The sequence below is a fragment of the Sphingomonas sp. 1185 genome, assembly GCF_040544655.1.
GTDB lineage: Bacteria > Pseudomonadota > Alphaproteobacteria > Sphingomonadales > Sphingomonadaceae > Sphingomonas.
In genome coordinates this window covers 33,429-48,973 of record NZ_JBEPKL010000002.1, presented here as the reverse complement: position 1 = coordinate 48,973, position 15,545 = coordinate 33,429, and the positions used below count along the sequence as shown (strand labels likewise).

At 66.9% G+C, this 15,545-nt stretch carries 11 protein-coding genes and 1 tRNA gene; 5 read left to right on the top strand and 7 right to left on the bottom strand.

What is annotated here, in order from left to right; genetic code table 11:
- Positions 1–6: 6 nt before the first annotated feature.
- Complete coding sequence (locus tag ABIC44_RS02510; RefSeq protein ID WP_307097985.1) at positions 7–729, bottom strand: phosphatidylserine decarboxylase; 723 nt, start codon at positions 727–729, stop codon at positions 7–9.
- Positions 730–871: 142 nt separating this feature from the next.
- On the opposite strand from ABIC44_RS02510, the gene ABIC44_RS02505 reads away from it, so the two are divergent.
- The gene (locus ABIC44_RS02505; protein WP_354293417.1) at positions 872–2,092 is read left to right on the top strand and encodes an NADP-dependent isocitrate dehydrogenase; all 1,221 of its coding nucleotides are present in this window, start codon (positions 872–874) and stop codon (positions 2,090–2,092) included.
- Positions 2,093–2,760: 668 nt separating this feature from the next.
- Here the strand turns inward: ABIC44_RS02505 and ABIC44_RS02500 are convergent.
- Complete coding sequence (locus tag ABIC44_RS02500) at positions 2,761–3,210, bottom strand: c-type cytochrome (RefSeq protein WP_354293416.1); 450 nt, start codon at positions 3,208–3,210, stop codon at positions 2,761–2,763.
- A 112-nt stretch (positions 3,211–3,322) separates the two neighbouring features.
- Here ABIC44_RS02500 and ABIC44_RS02495 point away from each other — a divergent pair, with 112 nt between their 5' ends.
- Positions 3,323–5,101, top strand: a complete 1,779-nt coding sequence (locus ABIC44_RS02495; RefSeq protein ID WP_354293415.1) for a cation:proton antiporter domain-containing protein — start codon at positions 3,323–3,325, stop codon at positions 5,099–5,101.
- A 142-nt stretch (positions 5,102–5,243) separates the two neighbouring features.
- On the opposite strand, the gene ABIC44_RS02490 is transcribed toward ABIC44_RS02495, so the two are convergent.
- The 5 genes from ABIC44_RS02490 to ABIC44_RS02470 all read right to left on the bottom strand — a co-directional run bounded on the left by ABIC44_RS02490 (position 5,244) and on the right by ABIC44_RS02470 (position 12,489).
- Entirely contained in the window at positions 5,244–7,916 is a 2,673-nt protein-coding gene (locus tag ABIC44_RS02490) for a valine--tRNA ligase (RefSeq protein WP_354293414.1), read from the bottom strand.
- 42 nt (positions 7,917–7,958) lie between these two features.
- Positions 7,959–9,584 carry a histidine kinase famiy protein gene (locus tag ABIC44_RS02485; protein ID WP_354293413.1) on the bottom strand — a complete coding sequence of 542 codons (1,626 nt, stop codon included), beginning with the start codon at positions 9,582–9,584 and terminating at the stop codon, positions 7,959–7,961.
- Positions 9,585–9,662: 78 nt separating this feature from the next.
- Positions 9,663–10,244, bottom strand: coding sequence for a DUF2497 domain-containing protein (locus ABIC44_RS02480; RefSeq protein ID WP_354293412.1), 582 nt, complete (start codon positions 10,242–10,244; stop codon positions 9,663–9,665).
- Positions 10,245–10,296: 52 nt separating this feature from the next.
- A complete protein-coding gene (locus tag ABIC44_RS02475) occupies positions 10,297–11,814 on the bottom strand; it encodes a TolC family outer membrane protein (protein WP_309694503.1) in 1,518 nt (505 codons plus the stop codon).
- Positions 11,815–11,820: 6 nt separating this feature from the next.
- A complete protein-coding gene (locus ABIC44_RS02470; RefSeq protein ID WP_354293411.1) occupies positions 11,821–12,489 on the bottom strand; it encodes a protein-L-isoaspartate O-methyltransferase family protein in 669 nt (222 codons plus the stop codon).
- A gap of 210 nt (positions 12,490–12,699) precedes the next feature.
- Between ABIC44_RS02470 and ABIC44_RS02465 the strand changes: the two genes are divergently transcribed.
- From ABIC44_RS02465 to ABIC44_RS02455, 3 genes are all read left to right on the top strand, one after another.
- Positions 12,700–12,773: transfer RNA gene (locus ABIC44_RS02465), tRNA-Cys, on the top strand.
- 172 nt (positions 12,774–12,945) lie between these two features.
- Entirely contained in the window at positions 12,946–14,841 is a 1,896-nt protein-coding gene (locus ABIC44_RS02460; protein ID WP_354293410.1) for a M61 family metallopeptidase, read from the top strand.
- 102 nt (positions 14,842–14,943) lie between these two features.
- Positions 14,944–15,534, top strand: coding sequence for a PAS domain-containing protein (locus tag ABIC44_RS02455; RefSeq protein ID WP_354293409.1), 591 nt, complete (start codon positions 14,944–14,946; stop codon positions 15,532–15,534).
- Positions 15,535–15,545: the final 11 nt, after the last annotated feature.

The following is a 15,545-nucleotide window of genomic DNA, read 5'->3' as shown; positions in this document are numbered from 1 at the left end:
GATCGGTTATTGCGCGATGCCGCTCATCGGCTTGCCGCCGACACGCCCCAGCACCGTCTCGCCCGCGACCGACCGCTGGCCCAGGCAGACCTGCGGCGTGACGTCGTCGGGCAGATACACGTCGACCCGGCTGCCGAACCGGATCAGGCCGACCCGCTGTCCGGCGGCGACCATGTCCCCGGGCTTCACGAAGCCGACGATGCGCCGCGCGACGAGGCCGGCGATCTGGGTGAAGCCGATCTTGCGACCGTCCCGCCCCTCGACCACGAAATGCTGGCGCTCATTCTCGTCCGACGCCTTGTCGAGGTCGGCGTTGAGGAACTTGCCCGAGATATAGACGACCTGGCGAATGACGCCCGCGATCGGCGTGCGGTTGATGTGCACGTCGAACACCGACATGAAGATCGACACGCGGACCAGCGGCGCCTCGCCCAGCTCGCCGACCAGCTCGCGCGGGATCGCGACGCGCTGGATCATGGTGACCAGGCCATCGGCGGGCGCGACGATCAGGTCGTCGCCCTGCGGCGTGGTGCGGACGGGATCGCGGAAGAATGCGGCGATCCAGATGCACAGGCCGACGAACGGCCAGAACAGCACCTTGGTGATCAGCGTGGCGAGCAGGGTCAGGCCCGCCCCGATCAGCACATATTTGCGCCCTTCGGGATGGACGGCGGGAAAACGCCACTTGACCGTGGTGGTGGCGATGGGAGGCTTTTCAAGCGAAGGCATCGGGCCTGTCTACCCGTCCACCGGCCATCGCACAATCTTTTCGGTTCGCCCCGGCCCTTTCGCGGATCGCGCAGGGTGGTTGATCCGCCGCGCCCCCTCCCCTAGACGCGTTGCCAAACCTGCCAAATCTAAGGATGCGCATATGGCGAAGATCAAGGTGAACACGCCCGTCGTGGAGATCGACGGCGACGAAATGACCCGGATCATCTGGGAGTGGATTCGCGAACGCCTGATCAAGCCGTATCTCGACATCGAACTGGCCTATTACGACCTGTCGGTGCAGAATCGCGACGCCACCAGCGACCAGGTGACGATCGACAGCGCCCATGCGACCCAGAAGTACGGCGTCGCGATCAAGTGCGCGACCATCACCCCCGACGAACAGCGCGTCGAGGAATTCGGCCTGAAGAAGATGTGGAAGTCGCCCAACGGCACGATCCGCAACATCCTGGGCGGCGTGGTCTTCCGCGAGCCGATCGTCATCAAGAACGTTCCCCGCCTGATCCCCGGCTGGACCCACCCGATCGTCGTCGGCCGTCACGCCTTTGGCGACCAGTATAAGGCGACCGACTTCAAGGTGCCCGGCAAGGGCAAGCTGACCATGAAGTGGGAAGGCGAGAATGGCGAGACGATCGAAGAGGAAGTGTTCAACTTCCCCAGCTCGGGCGTCGCCATGGGCATGTACAATCTGGACGAATCGATCCGCGACTTCGCGCGCGCTTCGATGAACTATGGCCTGGGTCGCGGCTGGCCGGTCTATCTGTCGACCAAGAACACCATCCTCAAGGCCTATGACGGCCGCTTCAAGGACATCTTCCAGGAGGTGTACGAGACCGAGTTCGCCGACCAGTTCAAGACGGCGGGCATCGAATATCAGCACCGCCTGATCGACGACATGGTCGCCTCGGCGCTGAAGTGGCATGGCGAGTTCGTCTGGGCGTGCAAGAACTATGACGGCGACGTGCAGTCGGACCAGGTGGCGCAGGGCTTTGGCTCGCTGGGCCTGATGACCTCGGTGCTGATGACCCCGGACGGCAAGACGATCGAGGCGGAAGCGGCGCACGGCACGGTGACCCGTCACTATCGCCAGCACCAGCAGGGCAAGGCGACCTCGACCAACCCGATCGCGTCGATCTTCGCCTGGACCGGCGGCCTGAAGTATCGCGGCAAGTTCGACAACACGCCCGACGTCGTCCGCTTCGCCGAGACGCTGGAAAAGGTCTGCATCAAGACCGTCGAGAACGGCCAGATGACCAAGGACCTCGCCATCCTGATCGGCCCGGACCAGCCCTGGATGACCACCGAGCAGTTCTTCGAGGCGATCCGCGTCAACCTTGAAACCGAAATGGGCAACTGGCAGTAATCCTGTCGCCTGTTGCGTAGAAGGGGCTCGGAGGCATTGTCTCCGGGCCCTTTTTCGTTCCGCCCAAGTTGCGTGAGGCCAAAGGCCGAAGAAATAATCCTGTTTCGCGCAGAGGCGCAGAGGACGCTGAGAAGAAGCCCCCCCCTACGAACCTCCTTCCACCCGGACGCAGGCCGAGAGCAAAACCTTCTCTGCGCCCTCCGCGCCTCTGCGCGAACAACGTCACAGGATCTTCGCCCCGAATTCTATTCCGAGTGGCCAGCCAAGCGGCTCGGGCTGAACGATGGGGATATCACCGAATGTCCGCTTGACGGAACCTCCGTTCACGCTGAGCGAAGTCGAAGCGCACGCCCAGCCCTCGCTGCCCAGGGCCGATCGACATTCACGATTGCGTCTTCTTCCCCTCTCCCCTGGACAGGGGAGAGGGTTAGCGAAGCTTGCCAGCCTGCTGGTTAGCGAAGCTTGCCAGCCTGCTGGCTAGCGCAGCTTGGGTGAGGGGTTGAGCGAGCCCAAAGGCTCGCGCGCTCGCTTCGCGAGCGCTCACCCCTCACCCAGCTCCGACTAAGCCTTTGCTTTCGCAAAGACCAAGTCTGCACAACCCTCTCCCCTCTGCGAGGGGCGAGGGAAGGAAGAGCATCGCCGAATGGCGATCGACCCTAGATCGGCCGTTACTCCCGCCCTTCCCGCTCCAGATAGGCAATCACATCCGCCCGCGCGAGCGGATCGGGCAGGCCCGCAAAGGTCATTCTGGTCCCCGGCGCGAAGCGTTGCGGCGAGGTGAGCCAGCGATCCATCGTCGCCCGGTCCCAACGCCCACCGACCCCCATCAGCGCCGCGGTATAGCCGAAGCGTTCGCTGCCGCCCGCCACCGGCTTGCCCATGATACCGTGGAGATTGGGCCCGCCGCGATCGAGTTCGCCCTTGCCGATCGTGTGGCAGGCCAGGCACTGGCCGAACGTCTTCGCCCCCGCATCGGCATTGGCCACCCGCATCAACGCATCGAGCGAAGGGTTAGGACCCGCCGCTTTCAGCCGCGCCTCGCGGTCGCCATCCCCACATCCTGTCAGGACAAGCATCGACAAAAGAGGCAGGAAAGCGAAACGAAAGGGCTTGGTCATCGCCGCCCCCTAGCCTCGGGAGACGCCCGCCGTCAGTGGACCGATCGTCCCATCACCGTTTCGCCCGATTAACGACCTGACAAGCGCGACCAACCCGGGTTAGGTTGCCGTCATGGCATTACGGCTCGACAATCAGGGTTTCTCCGACGCGCTCGTCATCCTCGGGTCGGCGGGGATCGTCATCCCGGCCTTCGCCCGTTTCCGGGTCAGCCCGATCATCGGCTTCATCCTGGTCGGCCTGCTGGTCGGCCCCGCCGGGTTGGGATCGCTCGTCCCCCAAGCACCATGGCTCTATTATCTGACGATCTCCAACCCGGAGTCGATCGAGCCCTTTGCCGAGTTCGGCATCATATTATTGCTGTTTTCCATTGGCTTGGAGCTATCTTTTCGCAGGCTATGGGCGATGCGACGGCTGGTCTTCGGAACCGGCGTGGCCGAGTTGCTCGGATCGGCGGTGCTGATCGGGACGGCGTTGAACCTGCTGGGACAGGGCTGGGCCGGGGCGATCGGGCTGGGGCTGGCGCTGACGCTTTCCTCGACCGCCTTGGTGTTGCCGCTGGTCGGCACGACCAGCCCGGTCGGTCGCGGGGCATTCGCGATGCTGTTGTTCGAGGATCTGGCGCTCGTGCCGATCATCTTCGCACTGGGCGCCATGGCACCGACCGCGAGCGATGAGGGCTGGGTCGGGATTGCGGGCGTGGCGCTGCGCGGCGGGTTGACCGTGGTGGCGATGTATCTGGGCGGCAAGTTCGTCCTGCCGCGCCTGTTCGCCCAAGCCGCGCGGACCAAGAGCCCCGAGCTGTTCCTGGCCGCCTCGCTGCTCGTCGTCATCGTCGCGAGCGTCGCGACGACCGCCGCTGGCCTTTCGCCGATCGTCGGCGCGCTGCTCGCCGGTCTGCTGATCGCCGAGACCGAATATCATTCGGAGGTCGAGGTGATGACCGCCCCCTTCAAGGGGCTGGCGCTGGGGGTGTTCCTGATCACCGTCGGCATGAGCCTGGACCTGCGGCTGATCGCGCGGAACTGGGATACGCTGCTGCTCGCGGTGATCGGGGTCGTCGCGGTGAAGGCGATCGTCACCTATCTGCTGCTGCGCGTCGCCCATGCGCGGCGCGGGGTCGCGGCGGAGACCGGGCTGCTGATGGGCAGCCCGTCCGAAACCACGCTGATCGTGCTGGGCACCGCAGCGCAGGCACAGTTGATCCTGCCCTCGACCGCCGCCTTCTGGCAGACCGTGACCGCGATCGGCCTGACCATCACGCCGCTGCTCGCGAAAGCGGGTCGCGTCATCTCCCGCCGGATCGAGGCGCGCAGCACCGATGGCCCTGCCCCGCCCGAACTCGAGCATGACGGCGGCCGGACCGTCATCATCGGCTTTGGCCGCGTCGGCAAGATGATCGCCGACATGCTGACCGTGCACGGCCAATCCTATGTCGCGGTCGAGGCCGATATCGATTCGGTCAGCGACGCCCGGCGTGCAGGCTATCCGGTGCTGTTCGGCGATGTCGCACGCGCGGAACTGGTCGACCGGCTCAACCTGCCCGCCGCCCGCGCGCTGATCCTGACGATGGACGACCCCGTGCTGACGGTGCGGCTGGCACGGCGCATCCGCGAGGCGGCGCCCGACCTGCCGATCATCGCCCGTGCGCGCGACATGGCGCATGCCACCGAACTCTATCGCGCGGGCGTCAGCGAGGCGGTGCCCGAAACGCTGGAAAGCTCGCTGCAATTGTCGGAGGCGGTGCTGGTCGACCTGGGCGTCGCGATGGGGCCGGTGATCGCATCGATCCATGAGAAGCGCGACGAACTGCGCCAGGTCATCCGGCGCGAGGCACAGCTGCAACGCGAACCGCGCATTCGGCGGCTGCGGCGGCTGGGGGAACAGGGGTAGGAGCCGATCCTCCCCAAGCCATGCCTGGGGAGGGAGACCGTCGCGTCAGCGAAGGGGCGAGACGGATGGCGTCATGCCCCTCCACCACGCCCTGCGGGCGCGGTCCCCCTCCCCATGCTGCGCATGGGGAGGATTTCAGAGGTCAGCCCAGGCGGCCCAGGGCGGCGTGCAACCGGGCGGCCTCGGCCATCTTGTCGGCATGGTCGGCGCGGGCCTTTTCGACCGCTTCGGGCTTGGCGCGTTCGACGAAGCTGGCATTGCTCAGCCGACCGCCCAGCGCGTCGCGTTCCTTTTCGACCGCCGCGATTGTCTTGGTCAGCCGCTGGCGTTCGGCGTCGAGATCGATCACGCCTTCCAGCGGCAGGACGAAGGTCGCTTCGTCCACCACCACCTGCGCCGCGCCGCCCGACACTTCGCCATCGGCCGCGTCGACGCGCGCGAGGCGCGCCAGCGCCGAGGCCTGGCGAATCAGCCGCGCCGTCGTCGCCTCATTCGCATCGCGGACATGCATCGGCAGCCGTGCGCCCGGCGGCACGTTCAGCTCGGTCCGCGCCGCCCGGATCTCGCTGACCAGACGGATCAGCCAGTCGATCTCGCGCTCCGCCTCGGGGTCGAGCGCGCGGGCATCGGCCATCGGCCAATGCGCGACGATCAGGTCATGATCGCGCGCGCCCATGGCGTGCCACAATTCCTCGGTGATGAACGGCATGAAGGGGTGGAGCAGGACCAGGATCTGATCGAGCACCCAGCCCGCGACCGCGCGGGTTTCCTCGCCACCCGCTTCGCCGCCCTGGAGCACCGGCTTGATGAGTTCGAGATACCAGTCGCAGAAACGGCTCCAGACGAACTGGTAGATCGCGTTCGCCGCCCCGTCGAAGCGGTAATCGGCCAGCGCAAGGTCGACCGCCTGCACGGTCTTCACCGTCTCGGCGATGATCCACTTGTTGACCGCCAGCGTGGCGTTCGGCGCCTCCAGCGTCGCCGACGCGCCGATGCCGTTGGCCTGGGCGAAGCGCGCCGCATTCCACAGCTTGGTCGCGAAGTTGCGATAGCCCTCGACGCGGCGTTCATCCATCTTGATGTCGCGGCCCTGGCTCTCCATCGCCGCCATGAAGAAGCGCAGCGCGTCGGCGCCATACTGGTCGATCAGACCCAGCGGATCGACCGTGTTGCCCTTCGACTTCGACATTTTCGAGCCGTCGGCGGCGCGGACAAGACCGTGAAGATACAGGGTCTTGAAGGGCACATCTTCCATGAAGTGCAGGCCCTGCATCATCATCCGCGCGTCCCAGAAGAACAGGATGTCGAAGCCGGAAATCAGGACGTCGTTCGGGTAGCGCCCCGCCAGCGTCTTGTCGCCATTGTCCGGCCAGCCGAGCGTCGCGAAGGGCCAGAGCGCGGAGGAGAACCAAGTGTCGAGCACGTCCGGGTCGCGGGTCAGGGTGACGCCCTCCCCCGCTTCCGCCTGCGCCTCTTCCTCGCTCTCGGCGACGAACACGCGGCCATCCTCGGCGAACCAGGCCGGAATCTGGTGGCCCCACCAGAGCTGCCGGCTGACGCACCAGGGCTGGATATTCTCCATCCAGTTGAAGAAGGTCTTCTCCCACGCCTGCGGCACGATCTTGATATCGCCGCCGCGCACCGCCTGGATCGCTGGCTGGGCCAGCGTCTTGGCATCGACATACCATTGGTCGGTCAGCCACGGCTCGATCACCACGCCGGAGCGGTCGCCGAACGGGGTCTGGATCGTGCGCGGCTCGGCGTCGTGCTCCTCGCCGTCCTTGTCGATATGCGGGATCAGGACGCCTTCGTCCTTCAGCCGCGCGACGACGGCCTTGCGCGCTTCGGCGGTCGACAGGCCCATGAAGGCGTCAGGGATCAGGCCGTCGGCGGTCTGGACGATGCACGCCTTGGCATCGAGCATGTTGAGCATGTCGCGCGCTTCGATACCGGCGCGGCGGCCGACCTCGAAATCGTTGAAGTCGTGGCCCGGCGTGATCTTGACCGCGCCCGATCCCAGTTCGGGGTCGGCATGTTCGTCGGCGACGATCGGGATCAGGCGGCCGGTGATTGGCAGGCGCACCTGCTTGCCGATCAGCGCGGTGTAGCGCGCATCGTCCGGGTGCACCGCGACCGCCATGTCGGCGAGCATCGTCTCCGGCCGGGTCGTCGCGACCTCGATAAAGCCCGACCCATCGGCGAGCGGATAGCGCAGGCGCCAGAAGCTGCCCTTCACTTCGCGCGTCTCGACCTCCAGGTCGCTGATCGCCGTGCCGAGCCCGGCGTCCCAGTTGACCAGCCGCTTGTCGCGGTAGAGCAGCCCCTGACGGTACAGGTCGACAAAGACCTTCAGCACCGCCTTGCTGAAGCCCTCGTCCATGGTGAAGCGCTCATTGGCCCAGTCCATCGAGCAGCCCAGGCGGCGCAGCTGGCCGGTGATCTGGCCGCCGCTCTCCGCCTTCCACGTCCAGACCTTTTCGAGGAACTGGTCGCGGGTGAAGTCGGTGCGCTTCTGCCCCTTCGCGTTCATCTGGCGCTCGACCACCATCTGGGTCGCGATGCCCGCATGGTCGGTGCCGACCACCCACAGCGCATCCTTGCCCTTCAGTCGGGCATGGCGGACGAGAATATCCTGCAGCGTGTTGTCGAGCGCATGGCCGATATGCAGGTTGCCGGTGACGTTGGGCGGCGGGTTGACGATCGTCCAGGGCTCGGCATTCGGGCGGTCGGGGCGGAACAGGCCCTTTTCCTCCCAATGGCCATACCAGCGGGCTTCGATTGCGGCGGGGTCGAACGTCTTGGGCAGCTCAGTCATGACGCTGCCTTAATCAGCCTGAGGCTGGGACGCCAGATGCTATCAGGTCCGCGCGCCCGGCCGGTCGAGCACGGCGCGGATCCGCTCGTTGAGCTCGGCGCGGCGATAGGGCTTGCGGATCAGTTCGTAGGAGCGCGCGCCCTCGTCGATCGCCTCGTCGGCAAAGCCCGTGGTCAAGAGCACCGACAGGCGCGGATAATCCCGCCGCACCGCCTGCGCCAACGCCACCCCGTTCATCCCGCCGGGCATGAGGATATCGGTGAACAGCAGCGAGAAGTCGCTGTCCTCGGCCAGATGGTCGAGCGCCTCGCGCGCGCTGCGGGTCAGGACCACGTCATAGCCCAGATCCTCAAGCATCGACTTGCCCAGATCGCCGACATCCTCCTGATCCTCAACCATCAGGACGCGTTCGACCCCGCCGCTGTGCGCGGGCTGGGTCGGCGAGGGCCGCCGCTCGGTCACGCCCGCCGCGCGGGGGAAATAGAGCGACAGCACCGCGCCGCCCTCCTCGCCCGCCTCCACCGAGGCGAGCCCCCCCGACTGGCGCATGAAGCCATAGACCATCGCCAGGCCCAACCCGGCCCCCTTCCCCATCTCCTTGGTGGTGAAGAAGGGATCGAAGACCTTGTCGGCGATGGCCGGATCGATGCCGGGACCATTGTCGCCGATGCGGACCATCACATATTCGCCGGGTTCCAGATTGGCCGGTCCCTCGGGCTGGTCGGCGGACTGGATCATGTTGCGGGTGGACAGCATGATCTCGCCATGACCCTGGTTGCGCGCGATCGCCTCGCGCGCATTGGTCACGATGTTGATCAGCGCCATTTCCGCCTGGACCGGGTCGATCCGGCAATTCCAGAGATTTTCCTCCAGCTTCTGGCGGACCGCCAGCCCCTCGCCCGCCGTGCGGTTGATGATCGGCCGGAAATCCTCGATCAGCTGGTTGAAGTTGAGCAGCCGGTCGCGCAGCTCCTGCTTGCGGGCAAAGGCGAGCAGCTGCTGGGTCAGCGTCGCGCCGCGTGCCGCCGCCGCCGCGATCGCCTCGACCGCGCGCCGCCCGCTTCGGTCGCCCTGATCGACGCGGGCCTCCAGAATATCGGCATATCCCAGAATGACTTGCAGCAGATTGTTGAAGTCATGCGCGATGCCGCCGGTCAACTTGCCGACCGCCTCCATCTTCTGCGCCTCGTGCAAGGCATCCTCGGCCTCACGACGGCGCGAGATGTCGAGCTGGCTGCTGAAGAAATAGACCAGCTCGCCCGCATCGTCATAGACTGGCGAGACGAACAGCGCGTTCCAGAAGGTTGAGCCGTTCTTGCGATAATTGAGCAGTTCGACCGCGATCTCGTCGCGGCGTTCGACCGCCGCACGGACCTGCGCCACCACGTCGCGGTCGGTTTCCGGCCCCTGCAGGAAACGACAATTGGTGCCGAGGATCTCATCCTCGGAATAGCCGGTCATGAAACTGAAGGCTTCGTTGCAGAAGACGATCGGATTGTCGGGCTGGCGCGGATCGGTGACGATCATCGGCATGCGCGTCGTCTTGACCGCCGCGAAGAAAATGTCCGACTGGCCCGTATGCGGTTGCCGCGCGTCCGAGATGGGCGGTGACGACACGAGCGAGCGCGGCGATTTTTCCATCTCGGGCGTCTCGTCTCTCGCGGCCATGCGCTATCGAACCCGGTCAGGTCACGCGGGTTCCGCCCGCGCAACGGCACGGGCGGAAATCGACGGGAATTGCGTGGCTCAGCGCCCTTCGCGAGTGATCCGGGCAATCTCGCGCGCGACCATCGCCTCGACCATCTCGGGCAGGTTCGCGTCGAGCCAGTCGCGCAGCATCGGGCGCAGCATGTCGCGGACCAGCCCCTCCAGGGTGCCGTCGCTGCTCGGTTCGGGCTTGACCATCATACGGCTGAGCGCCTCCAGGGAACCACGGCTGGCCTCCGCCGCGCGAGGGCTGACGATCGCTTCCTCGCCGTCATCCGCCTCGATCCCGTTCTGCGCCGCCACGGGGGCTGCGGGTGCGGGAACGGGGGCCGGGGCGACCGGCTCGGGCTTGGCCGCCACCGGTTCGGGCGCGGGACGGGGTGCGAGTTCGGCGCGCAACGTCGATTCGGCGGCGCGCGCGGCGGCGGCCTCCACCTTCATGCGCAGCGGCATCGGGTCGCTGAGTTCGAGGACCTCGGGCGAATCCTCCTCGACGGCCGGTGACGGCACGGGGCGCGCAGGGCGACGCTGGCGCGTCGGGGCCTCCCCTTCTTCGGCGATGATGCGTTTGATCGAGGAGAGGATCTCCTCCATCGACGGTTCGGCGCTGATATCACCCATGACCGCAAACCCCATTTCAGCCCCCCAAGGCCCCCAAAGGCCGCAGCCGACCTTATTGCCGGCTTGGTGCCGATGCACCTGTGGTTAATGCGGGGCTTCTGTCAACAGGGGCGTTGACATCGGGGTCGAGCGGACGGGTGATGACCGCCGTCTGGGCGGGCGTTCCGGCGGTGGTCGAGGCCACCGGCGCGGGCTCGCCATCGCCGCCCCAGTCGTTGATCTTGTTGCGCACCCGCTTGTAGTTGGCGACCGGGTCGTAGAGCGCTCCGCCGTCCAGCCCCAGGTCGCGCGCCTCGGCATTGCCCATCGCGGCAATCAGCGCGAAACCGGCGACATAGGCATCGCGGCGCGCGGTGACGAGCGTCACCTGGCTGTTCAGCAGCTCCTGCTCGGCGTTCAGGATGTCGAGCACGGTGCGGGTGCCGACGCTATTCTCGGCGCGCACGCCCTCCAGCGACAGCGAGTTGGCGCGCACCGCCGATTCGGCCGACAGGATCACCTCTTGCGAGGATTGCCACACGGCATAGGCGGAGCGGACCTGCGCGACGACCTGCCGCTCGGTCGCGGTCGCATTCTCCAGCGCCTGTCCGCGCAGCGCCTCGGCCTGGCGGACCTGCGCCGCCGGGCGGCCGCCCTGGAACAAAGGCATCGACAGCTGCAGGCCGACCGTCGCGTTGACGCCCGAGGAGGGCACGGTGGCGACGTTCAGCGAGCCCAGATAGTTGAAATAGTTGCCGCTCGACACCGCCGACACGCGGGGCAGCCGGTTGGCGCGCGCGACGTCGATGTCATAGCGGGTGGCGTCCGCGCTGCGACGCGCCGCGATCAGCTGCGGATTCTGATCGAGCGCGATGCCGACCGCCGCATTGGGCGAGGCGGGCAGGCTGGGCAGCGCGGGCGGCTGTTCCAGCCCGACCGGCTCGACCCCGACGATGTTGATGTAATTCTCGCGGCTGGAAATCAGATTGGCCTGCGCCGATTGCAGCTGCGCGCGGGCCTGCGCCAGACGCGCCTCGGACTGGGCGACGTCGGTGCGGGTCAGGTCGCCGACCTGGAACCGGTCGCGCGAGGCGCGCAGGTTCGTCTCCAGCACATTGACGTTCCGGGTGTTGAGGTTGACGATCGCCTCGTCCCGGATGACGTTCATATAGGCGCCCACCACATTGGTGAACAGATTGGCCTCGACCCCGCGCAGCTGCGCCCGGCCCGCATCCACCCGCGTCTCGGCCGCGCGCACCGCATTCTTGACCGCCCCGCCCTGATAGAGCGGCACCGACAGCTGCACCGCGCCGGTCGCCGTCCGTTCGGGGTTCAGGAAGTTGTTGTTGGCAACCACGACATTGTCGGTGATCTGCCCGGTCGACTGGAGCGAGGGCAGCCCGCTGGCCCGCGCGATCGGGACATTCTCGTCCGTCGCACGCTGCGCCGCGCGCTGGCCGGTGATCGTCGGATTGCTTTGATACGCCCGTAGCATCGCCTCGCGCAACGTCTCCGCCGAAGCGGTGCTGCCGAGCAGCGCCGCCCCGATCAGGACACCAGAGGTCAGGCCGAGGTTAAGATACGGGCGCATAGACACTCAGAATTGGAAGGCGCGGGGACGGGCAAAGCCCGGCAGGATGGTGCATTCGGCATCGGCGAAGGGACGCACGCCGTGGCCGCCCTCGGTCCGGCGACCGCTGGCCAGCCGGGTAACGCCGTTTTCGACCAGACCCGTGACGATGCGGCCATCGACCTTGACCTGCTCGACCAGGGCGGCGGGCAGCTCCTCGACCGCGCCGTCGACGATCAGCACGTCATAGGGCGCACCGGCGGCATGACCGGCCTTGAGCGGGCCCTCGACCAGCGTGACCTTGCCCTGCCCGGCCAGCGCGGTGCGCGCGGCGGCGACCAGATCACCCTGTTCCTCGACCGCGACCACCTCGGCCACGATCTCGGCCAGCAGCGTGGCGGTATAGCCGGTCGCCGCGCCGATCAGCAGCACGCGGTCGCCCGCCTCCAGATAGGCCTCGGTCAGCAGGCGGCCGGTCGCCATCGGCAGGTTGATCGCGCGCCCCTGGCCCAGATCGAGCGTCCCGTCGCGGTAAGCCACGGGACGAAGCGCCTCGGGCACGAAGGTTTCGCGCGGCACGCGGGCCATCGCGGCGACGACGCGCTGGTCGCTGACTGCCGTGGTGCGCAGCTGGCTCACCACCATCGCGTGGCGCATCGCGTCGAAATTCGAGGAATCATTGCTGATCGTCATCATGGCCCATCCCTGTCGCACAACCGTTTTAGCCGTGCAATACACTAAATCAATCCTGCCGCTTCTATCGCGCGGGCCCGCCCTCGCCAAGCGGAGTACGCGATCAATGCGGGGTCATGACCTAGCGGGTTTTGCCAAGAATGCGACATTTGGATGAATGAGCGGTTGACGCCGCCCCAAAAGCTGCGCAAAGGGCGCGCCTCACCGCATCGAGGCGCGATGGCGGAGTGGTGACGCAGAGGACTGCAAATCCTTGCACCCGGGTTCGATTCCCGGTCGCGCCTCCAGTTTCCCCTGGAAATGGACGAACGATGCGGGCGGGCAGCGATACCTGCCCCGGACGGGGATATGCCGCCCGCTCCTGCCCTGCCCCCCTCGCCATGCCGGTTCGGAAAAGCGATGGACCCCGTCGCCCCGCAGCGCCTAGATCGGGTTTCTCGACGCTTTGCAGGGGGATATATGCGCAACGTAACGATGGCCGCGACGATCGCGCTGGCGCTGGGCGGACTGGCACCCGCCACGGCCCGGGCGCGCGACACGGCCGCGGCAGCCACGACGCGCGCGCCGGTCGACTATGACATCGCCTTCCCCCACCCCGAGCATCACGAGGCGCAGGTCAGCGTCACCTATCGCGGGCTGGACAGCGCCCCCGTCCGCTTCCAGATGGCGCGGTCCTCGCCCGGCCGCTACGCGCTCCACGAATTCGCCAAGAACGTCTATACGCTATCCGCCACTGACGGCGCGGGCCGCCCGCTGACCGTGACGCGCACCGATCCCTATGGCTGGACGGTCGCGGGGCATGACGGGACGGTCACGGTCCGCTACACGCTGTTCGGCGATCGCGGCGACGGCACCTATGCGCAGATCGATCCGACCCATGCCCGGCTGAACATCCCTGCGACCTTCCTCTGGGCAACCGGACAGGACGACCGCCCGATCCGCGTCCGTTTCCACCCCCGGCCCGACTGGAAGATCGCGACCCAGCTCGCCCCGACCGACGATCCGGCCGTCTTCACCGCGCGCGACCTGCAATATTTCATGGACAGCCCGGTCGAACTGTCCGCGCATGACGTGCGCAGCTGGACGGTGGCGGACGGGGCCAAGCGCTATACCATCCGGCTGACCGTGCATCACGACGGCAGCGCCGCCGATGTCGACCGCTTCGCCGCGATGGCCAAGAAGGTCGTCGCCCAGCAGATCGCGATCTTCGGCGCGCCGCCGCCCTTCGACTATGGCACCTATACCTTCCTGGCCGACTATATGCCGCAGATCAGCGGCGACGGGATGGAGCATCGCAACTCGACCGTCATCAGCATGCCCCGCTCGCTGGCGGCCGCGAATTTCCAGCAGATCCAGACGCTCAGCCACGAATTCTTCCACGCCTGGAATGTCGAGCGCATCCGCCCCGCCGAACTGGAGCCGTTCGACTTCACCCGCGCCAACGCCACGCCGTCGCTCTGGCTGGCGGAGGGCTTCACCCAATATTACGGCCCGCTGGCGGTGCTGCGCGCGGGCGAGATGCCGCTGGCGGATTATATCCGGCAATTGTCGGGAACGTTGAACGGCCTGCTGAACACCCCCGCGCGCCGCTATGGCGGGCCGCAGGAGATGAGCCTGCGCGCGCCCTTCGTCGATGCGGCGCAGTCGATCGATCCGACCAATCCCAATATCTTCGTTTCCTATTACCCTTACGGCGCGGTCATCGCGCTCGCGCTCGACCTGGAGCTGCGCCAGGCCTTTCCGCGGCTGACGCTGGACGATTACATGCGCCAGCTGTGGCGGAACCACGGCCGGAACGAGCGCCCCTATCGCCCCGACGATCTCCGCCGGGCGCTGGCACAGGTGACCGGCGACCAGGGCTTTGCCGACCGCTTCTTCGCGCGCAGCGTGACGGCCAGCGGGCTGCCCGACTTCGCGCCGCTTCTGGCGCAGGCCGGACTGACCCTGCGCCCGGCCCATGCCGACGCCGCCTGGGCTGGCGCGACGCCGGTCGCGGGGGAAGACGGCCTGACCCTGGCCAGCGCCACCGCACCGGGCACGCCGCTCTATGACGCCGGGCTCGACAAGGGCGACCGGATCGTCAGCCTCGACGGCAAGCCGCTGGCCGATGCCGGGACATGGACCGCCCTGCTCGCCGCCCATGCGCCGGGCGACCGCCTGCCCATCGTCTATCGCCAGCGCGGTGCCGAGCGCCGCACTACGCTGACGCTCGGCACCGATCCCACGATGCAGATCGTGCCCGACGAGACGCTCGGCCGGCCCCTGACGCCCGCGCAAGTCCGGTTCCGTCGATCCTGGCTGGGCGAAACATCGGTCGGCACGGCCCCCGCATCGCCCGCCAAGACGACGGGATGATGTCGTTTCGGATCGGGAACGGATTTCCGATCCGGGAAGTTTATCCATGTGTCTTTTTTCGGGGCCAGCCGCGTTCACGGCCCTTGCGATGGGGCAGGCGCCATGCGAATGCGCGTCAGGGAGCCAGTTTTGCTGCACAATCTCGACATTCCGACCCAACTGGCCGCGTATCTGGACCAGTCCCCGATTGCCCTGGCACTAGCCGATGCGCGCGACGACAATCCGTTGATCTTCATCAATCACGGGTTTCGCGAACTGACCGGCTATACCAGCGAAGAGGTGATCGGCGAGAATTGCCGGATGCTGCAACGCCATGCCGACAATCGCGAGGCGCGCGACCGGATCCGCGAATTTCTGGCCAATGATCGTCAGGTCAATGTCCGCACGACGCTGATCAACTTCCGCAAGGACGGCTCGCCCTTCGTCAACCTTCTGTACATGTCGAAGCTGCGCCAACTGGGCGGCGACATGCCCTATATCTTCGCCTCGCAATTCGACATCAGCCGTTCGCATCCCGACCGGCTGTCCGCCTATGACGCCGAGCTGGGACGCACGCTGGGACGGCTGACCCCGATCCTGGCGGAAAGCGGCATGGTCCTGGAGGGATCGCTGACCGCGATCGCCAATACCGCAGCGACCATCGCCCAGGCCAAGCTGACGCTTTCGGACCTCGACCGAGCGCCCTTTCCGTGAATGCGGGGCAG